The sequence below is a fragment of the Mycobacterium sp. THU-M104 genome (genome assembly GCF_049197365.1).
Classification (GTDB): domain Bacteria; phylum Actinomycetota; class Actinomycetes; order Mycobacteriales; family Mycobacteriaceae; genus Mycobacterium.
This window is the reverse complement of the sequence record NZ_JBMIOP010000026.1, coordinates 1-6,235: the sequence shown is the minus strand read 5'-3', so window position 1 is coordinate 6,235 and position 6,235 is coordinate 1. Positions and strand designations below refer to the sequence as shown.

7 protein-coding genes and 2 pseudogenes are annotated in these 6,235 nt (G+C 65.7%); 1 reads left to right on the top strand and 8 read right to left on the bottom strand.

Translation table 11 applies throughout. The features are described from left to right. Positions 1 to 281: 281 nt before the first annotated feature. The 5 genes from ACOJVU_RS02435 to ACOJVU_RS02415 all read right to left on the bottom strand — a co-directional run bounded on the left by ACOJVU_RS02435 (position 282) and on the right by ACOJVU_RS02415 (position 2,784). Positions 282 to 785: a GNAT family N-acetyltransferase gene (locus ACOJVU_RS02435; RefSeq protein WP_421528321.1), complete on the bottom strand. Its 504-nt coding sequence runs from the start codon at positions 783 to 785 to the stop codon at positions 282 to 284. A 3-nt stretch (positions 786 to 788) separates the two neighbouring features. Beyond that, positions 789 to 1,058, bottom strand: coding sequence for a DUF1778 domain-containing protein (locus tag ACOJVU_RS02430; RefSeq protein ID WP_421528320.1), 270 nt, complete (start codon positions 1,056 to 1,058; stop codon positions 789 to 791). 420 nt (positions 1,059 to 1,478) lie between these two features. Next, a complete protein-coding gene (locus tag ACOJVU_RS02425) occupies positions 1,479 to 1,790 on the bottom strand; it encodes a hypothetical protein (protein WP_421528319.1) in 312 nt (103 codons plus the stop codon). Continuing rightward, a complete protein-coding gene (locus ACOJVU_RS02420) occupies positions 1,790 to 2,092 on the bottom strand; it encodes an AbrB/MazE/SpoVT family DNA-binding domain-containing protein (protein ID WP_421528323.1) in 303 nt (100 codons plus the stop codon). The genes ACOJVU_RS02425 and ACOJVU_RS02420 overlap by 1 nt, the downstream gene beginning before the upstream one ends. A gap of 293 nt (positions 2,093 to 2,385) precedes the next feature. After that, positions 2,386 to 2,784: a PIN domain-containing protein gene (locus tag ACOJVU_RS02415; protein ID WP_421528322.1), complete on the bottom strand. Its 399-nt coding sequence runs from the start codon at positions 2,782 to 2,784 to the stop codon at positions 2,386 to 2,388. Positions 2,785 to 3,082: 298 nt separating this feature from the next. Here ACOJVU_RS02415 and ACOJVU_RS02410 point away from each other — a divergent pair. Continuing rightward, positions 3,083 to 3,337: pseudogene (locus ACOJVU_RS02410) on the top strand (hypothetical protein); the annotation flags it as partial. A gap of 124 nt (positions 3,338 to 3,461) precedes the next feature. On the opposite strand, the pseudogene ACOJVU_RS02405 reads toward ACOJVU_RS02410, so the two are convergent. The 3 genes and pseudogenes from ACOJVU_RS02405 to ACOJVU_RS02395 form a co-directional block, all read right to left on the bottom strand. Beyond that, a pseudogene (locus ACOJVU_RS02405) lies at positions 3,462 to 4,166 on the bottom strand (IS1634 family transposase); the annotation flags it as partial. An 11-nt stretch (positions 4,167 to 4,177) separates the two neighbouring features. Further along, a complete protein-coding gene (locus tag ACOJVU_RS02400) occupies positions 4,178 to 4,321 on the bottom strand; it encodes a hypothetical protein (protein ID WP_421528318.1) in 144 nt (47 codons plus the stop codon). A 249-nt stretch (positions 4,322 to 4,570) separates the two neighbouring features. Next, the coding region (locus ACOJVU_RS02395) for a PE family protein (RefSeq protein ID WP_421528317.1) at positions 4,571 to 6,235 on the bottom strand (1,665 nt) is incomplete at its 5' end.

Sequence of the window (6,235 nt, the reverse complement as noted above, 5' to 3'; positions counted from 1 at the left end):
AAGGTTAGATGTTTCAGTCGTTTTAGCGTCAGCTGGTGACAAAACTAGCTGGTAGAAGCGATGATCGGGTCCCTGTGTTGTTTGAGACATCTGAGATGATCCGCATGAGTCCGGCGAATGCGCGGGCAGGCGGCAAAGCCGACTGACACCCCCCCCGGAAGCCCGACGGCAGCTGCAGCCTGCATGGTGCGTGCCACGAGGTGTCGACAATCGCTGTGCCAGGGCCTGGCGGGCTTCGCGCCTTTTGTGAAATCCGCGGTTCAGCCTGCTGTTTCGTCGTGTCAGCGCTGGCCGAGTGCCTTAGCCGCTGTGGACACCTTCATGACTAGACGGCGCTCACGGTGCCGGACGGGGACGAAGTGGTAATGCTCGTAAAACGACCGGGCCTCGTCGTCTATCGCGTCAACGACGATGAGCCGTCCTCCGCCGATCTCCGACGCGGCGACGGCTTTCCCAAGTGCATCAAGGAGTAGCTGCTCGCCGTACCCCTGGCCGTGCAGCGTTGCGTCGATTGCCAGACGGGCGATCAAATATCCGGGTATGCGGGAATAGCCCGCAGCCATGGACCCCGGCACGCCGTCGTCTTTGCGCACGACTTCGGTGGGACAGATGGCGAAGTAGGCGCAGACCTTCGGCTCGCGGCGCGGGGTCCACACGTAGACGTGCGCTACTCCGCTGCTGTCGGCGCGGCGAGCGTGCTCGACCAGCCAGTTGTTCAGTGGCTCCTTACCGCAGTCGAACCCTTCCAGCGTGTGGTCGTCGTCGAGCCGCGCGGACTCGAACATCGCTTAGCGCCGCGTGAACGCCGCAGGCTTGCGTGCCGCTGCCGCGAGTCGTGGTGCGGCGTCGGCGGCGTCGAGCGAGGACATCAGCGTGTCGAACTGTTCGGGCTCCATCACCGTTACCAGCTCGTTGCGCAAGATGTCCTCGGCACGTTGGATCGCGGCTTTGCGGACGAACTCCGAGGTCTGCTCATGCACGACACTGGCGGCTCGCTGGATGCGGTCCAGGGTCGCCTCCTCCGCGCGAAGCTCGAAGCGTTTCCCTTTGACTGCCACGATGACACCTACCTAACCAGCAACCATAGTGTACGGCTAATGTACGTACGTTGCTACTGCAAACCATACCGCCATGAGTCAGCGCCAGGAAGCGGTTGCCCCGGATTCCCGCCAACATGCCCAGACCGCGATCCCCCCTCGGGGGTTTATGACGAACCCACGTCAACCACGATGCGCAACGACCTCCGCGACTCCGCACCCGACCAGCAACCGCACAGACCAACAGCGAGCTGTGAAAATGGCCCTCTGGGCACCGGAGAGTCGAGCCGGCTCGGGCTGGGCCTACCGCCACCCGAATGGGGGTATCTTAAGGACTTGTAACAAAGGTTGGATTTCTGTGTCGAACCTGCTCTCAGCCAACAGAATCCATTGTCGCCGTTGCTATTCTGCACTGCCGTGCGACTGTTCTCCTGTACGACATCAGGGTGAGTCGAACACGGAGTGGTCGCCGATCCTGCGCCACCGGCAACGGAGTTCGTCGTCGACTGTGACCAGTTCGAAGGTGGCACGACCGTCGGGATTTGTGAACGACCAGGTCATTTCCAATACGTGGGGCGCGCCCTGAACCGACTTGACCCGAAGTGACCTAGGCCAGGCGGCCGACGGATCGGCCACCAGCGCGTCGCACGCTGGGATGAACTTGGTTGTCAGCACTCGACGGAACGCATCGCGATGCTCACGTTTGAGCCGACGGTAGTCGGCGTCGAACGCCGGTGTCGTCTCAAACTTCACTACCGATCAGCGTCCAGCCGATCCAGATGCTCTAACAAGGCGTCACCGTCTTGGTGGACCGTCACCCGCCCTGCCGCAATGTGGCCATCAACTTCACGTTCACGCTGCTGCCAGCGCTCGGTCCAAAACCATCGCTGATCGGCGGGGACGGGCAGCGACGGCCGGAGCTCCAATACGCCGTCGTCGCGCTCGATGATCTCCACCTGCGCACCCGGCTCGTCCAGATGCAGCCGACGCCGGACCTCCGCCGGCAGCGCGACAACACCCCGTGATTGCACGCCTACATACCCATGAAACGCCATGGTCACAGTATTCCAACATTGCAGTAATAGCGCAATACTGTCTTACGACATGTCGGCGTCCTTGACCATGCCGACGGGATGCCTGCAGCAGGTAGGTTCCCGACTTGCCACCAAGGTGCGCTGTCTATGTCGGTTGCGCCGTGGGTCCGATGCAAAACAGCTGGTGAATGCGTCGATGAGGGTATGGGGTGTTGTTCGCGATGCGTGAGGCAGGTGTGATTGCTCTGCCGGATTGTGGCAGCGAGATCGCCGCGGCCGCACTACCCGGGAATTTCAGTCTCGCGATGCGGGGGCTATTCGTCGCCGGCGGCAGTCACGAACTCAAGCCCGGGTGCTCCATCGAATATCCCGTCATGGGAGACCAGTGGCACGCCGAGGCGCATCGCGGCGGCTGCGATCCATCGGTCTCCGTCATGGAGCTTGCCGGCGAGCGCATGGCCGATCTGTGTGCCGTGCGCACGCAAGGCGGCGCACGTGGTGATCATCTGATCATCAGGCTGGACGACGGTCAGTTCAGCGATGCGGCGTTCGAGTCGTCGGCGCCGCAGTTGACCCCACCCGGCGCGCAGAACTCCGTAGCGGAGTTCCATCACGGTTTGGAACGCGAGCAGGACGGGCCTTGGGCCGATCAGCATGCGGTAGTGCTCAGCGAGCCGATTGGGGCGGTCATCAAACAGCCAGCTGATGACCATCGTGTCCACGACAACACTCGGTGGCTGAGCGTTGGTCATGCGTCCGCTAGTGCAGCCTGAAAGGCGGCCCACTCCTCCTCGGGCACATTCTTGATGGCGAGGCGATCACGGGGGGCAGTGGCCGAGCGCGCCGGATTGCCTCATCGGGCGTATAGGTTCGCACGACTGGCTTTTCGGGCTGCTCGATACTGGACACAACGACAAGCCTACCGTCGCGTACTGACGTCCGACACCTCATCAGATCTGCGATCCGCTGCCAGGTGAGCGACCACTGGGCAGGGGGGTAGATTCCGAACTTGTCACTAACCTGGTGCTGGTCTGCCCGTACCACCACCGGCTGCACCACCGCGGCGAGATCACCATCACCGGACCCGCCACCGAGCTCGAAGTCACCGACAGCGCCGGGCGGCCACTGCGCCCGGGATCACTCGCGCGCCCGCCCACCGGGCCCCCGCCGGCCGTAGCGCCGTATGCCGGGCCCACCGGCGTACGCGCCGACTGGTGGTGGTACCAACCCTTCCAACCCCAACCACCACCTGAGAAGCTAGCCTGAGTTTCCGAGAATTGTGCTCCCTGGGCTTGCGGCCGGCCTTGGCCAGGGTGGTGCCGGTGCAGCCGCGGGCCAGTTCGACCGAATGGGTCAGGATGGCTGGCCGGTCGGCGCCGTAGACGGCGCGGCGGGTGTTGTGGGCGGTCAGGCCGCCGAACCGGTCCGTGTCGACGACGCAGCGGGCTCCGGCGGGCAGCGCGAGCAGCTCAGGGCAGTCGCTGGCCGGCACCGATCCCACATAGTGCAGCTTGGTGCCCGCGAGCAGTGCGAAGTTGGCCTGTGAGTTCTGCCCGGCATCGAAGACGACGGTCATCTCGGTGCCGGGCTGCCCGGCGGCGGCGGCCAGCCCGGCCTGCCGGGCGGCGAGGGTGGAGATCATGCCGGGGAACTGGGTGACATCGGGCTTGTTGCCGGGGTAGGCGTGGCTCAGTAGCGGGACGCCGCCGTCGCCGGTGACCACCAGCCCCAACCCGACCAGCCGCAGATCGGCTCGCTTCTGTTTGGCCTTGCCGCGCTGCGCGATCGGCGCCTTGTCGTTGCCGGTGTCGATGAAGGTGGCGAAGTTGGTCATGTCCAGGGCCACAGAGGCGGTGTCGAACCCGAACCGGGCGCATATCGCCAGCGCCGGCTGCTCCTCGATCCGCGCCAGTGCCTGCAGCGGCACCGCCTGCATGGCGTCCCAGAACCGGCGGTGATCCAGCGCCGAAGCGCTGATCATGGTGAACCGGTCCGCCGCCGTGGTGCGCCACCAGTCCGCGAACCCGCGTTTGGAGCAGGGATCCACCACCCGGTTGCACGCCGCCCCGATCGCCTCGTCGATGAGCGCGGCCACGCCCAGATCGGTCAGCAACCCCCACACCGCGGCCACCGCCCCGAACTCCGGGTGCGTTGGGGCAACATCGCATGCTCGCGGGTGTCCAGCAGCGCCTCCACCTCGGCCGCGGTGCCCAGGTACCACTCGGAGACCATCTTCGGTTTGCCGTCCACCCGGCCCATCTCGCGCAGGTACCAGTACGGCCGGCCGCCGATCGCATTCTTCTACAGGCTTGGCACAATTTCGGCCAGGCGGGATCGGCGGCGAAGTCAAGCACCAGCAGTGTTGTGTCACAAGGAAAATCGCGGCAACCCACATCGCGGCGGGAGGCCCGAAACCACGGATTCTCGGAAACTCGGGCTAGGCCTTTCGACCGTGCGTCGCAACCGAAAACGTCTGGGGCACAAAGAAACTACAGGCCGCTACGGCGACGGGTGCGGCGTGCCGGTCAGGATGGTGTCGACGGCGCCGACGAGGGTAAGGAATTCGACACCGCCGGCGAGCGTTCCCAGGCCCACATCTGCGGCGATGGGCTGGCCGATCGCGTTGAAGAGCCCCTGCAGTGGCTGGCCGTTGATCGCCTGCGTGATCCCGTTGAGGAACAGGTTGGCGTCGTAGGACGGCAACGTGACGACGAGCGCCGTCGCGATGTCCGCGGTCGGCAGCAACGTCGCGTAGGCGGTCGAGATGTCGGAGACGAGGCCGTTGGCGAATCCGGTGTCGGCGTTTTCGAGGCCCGCGATGGCGCCGTCGAGCGCCGACGTGAGCGAGATGCCCGTCGGCACGGCCGGCGGCGTGCCGGCCAGGCTCGGCAGCGCCGCCGCCGACAGGTTCAGTGGCCGCAGCCCCTGTGCGCTCAAATCGCCTCCTGCGGCGACCATTCCCTGGTAGGCGCCGTTGAGCAGGTCGGGCCCCAGCGCCAGTGTCGCGTTGAGTGGCGGCAATACCCCGAACGGCGTCGCGACGTTGGCGTAGCCGGTCGAATAGCCGTAGTTGGGGTCGCCATAACCCCAGTTGACCAGGTACCGAAGGTCGGGCTGCAGCAGGTCTGCGAGCGGGTTCCCGATACCGGGGATGGCGCGCAGCGGGTCCAGCAGCGGCAGATTCTGGGTGGGAATCATGTAATAGGTGGAGCCGCCGCTGTAGCCGGGCGACACCGGAAGGGTGATGGCCTGCGAGATCTGGGTCGCCGGGATCGTCAGGTACGTGCCGTGCACGAACGCGATGCCCGCGAAGGCGTTGAGGTCGGCGAGGATGTCGATGGGGTACTGCGGGAAGTCGGCGAAGCCGTCGTATTCCAGGGTGTAGTTGTCGATCGGGTAGCCGGTGTTCGAGGCCATGGCGCCGTAGAAGGGGATACCGAGACTGGGCAAGTCGAGACCCGGGAACCGGGCCAGCATGCCTCCGTTCGGCGTCATCTCGTTACCGACGAGCACGAAGCTCACGTCCGACGTCGGCGCGTGGGCGGCAACAAGATTCGGCAGTTCCAGTGCGGCGAGCATGGCGCCCTGCGAGTAGCCGAACACGGTGACCGGCTGGGTTGCCGCGTTGGGCCCGGTGAGCGCGTTGTTCAGGATCGTCAGGCCCCGGTCCACCGAGATGTTCAGGGTCAGGTCTTTGATCCCGGTGATCGGGTACAGGCCTTCGGGGGTGAACAATCCCTGGATGTTGCTGGTGGTGAAGTCACGGGAGACGTAGTTGCCGTACGCGGTGGCGATGTACTTGGCGTCGGGGATCGGCACCCCGCTGGCCCCGAGGATCAGCGCGGTCTTCACCGGTGTGGTGCTGGTGGCCAGCGCCGTGGCGCCCGCCGTGCCGGCTGCGGTGGCGCCTCCGGTGAGCGCGCCGAACTGGGTCTGGGCTGCGGCGCCGAACGACCCCAGGGTGGTGGTCGCCGCGGATTCGGTTGCCGCGTAGGTGGTTGCGGCGGCCGTGAGGGCGCGGGCGAACTCGTCGTGGAAATTCTGCGCCTGCCCGAGCAGCGTCTGATATTCGTGGGCGTAGGCGCTGAACAGGGTCGCGGTGGCCGCCGACACCTCGTCGCCGGCGGCGGCCTGCAGGCCGGTGGTCCAGCCCGCCGCGTCGGC